Origin of the sequence: Streptomyces sp. WAC05292 (genome assembly GCF_003949955.1) — a bacterium.
Classification (GTDB): domain Bacteria; phylum Actinomycetota; class Actinomycetes; order Streptomycetales; family Streptomycetaceae; genus Streptomyces; species Streptomyces globosus.
Window position 1 is genome coordinate 1 of sequence record NZ_RPSE01000889.1, and the last position, 344, is coordinate 344.

Here is a 344-nt window from a genome sequence, read left to right on the forward strand (position 1 = left end):
ACCGACATGTGCACGGATATCTGCCAGCCCGCGGTGACCAGCAGGGTCGTGGCGAGCCCGACGAGCATCGCGGCGACCAGGGCGAGCACCTCGCGGGGCGCGCCGAAGGCGTGCCCCAGGCCCATCGCCGCGGCCACCGAGCCCAGGCTCAGCGCCATGGGCGCGAGGCGCTGGCGCCGGACCCGTATGTGCTGGTCGGTGAGGGTTCCCCGGCGCACCCCGAGCCGGACGATGCCGATCGGCACGGCGCCGCAGAACAGGGCGGCGAGCAGGCCCCAGCCGAGCCCGGCCGCCGTCCCTGTGCTGTGCAGGCCGATCACCAGCAGCAAGAGGACGACGAGGTG

At 74.4% G+C, this 344-nt stretch carries 1 pseudogene; it reads right to left on the reverse strand.

The features are described from left to right. Positions 1 to 344: pseudogene (locus EF903_RS34635) on the reverse strand (hypothetical protein); the annotation flags it as partial.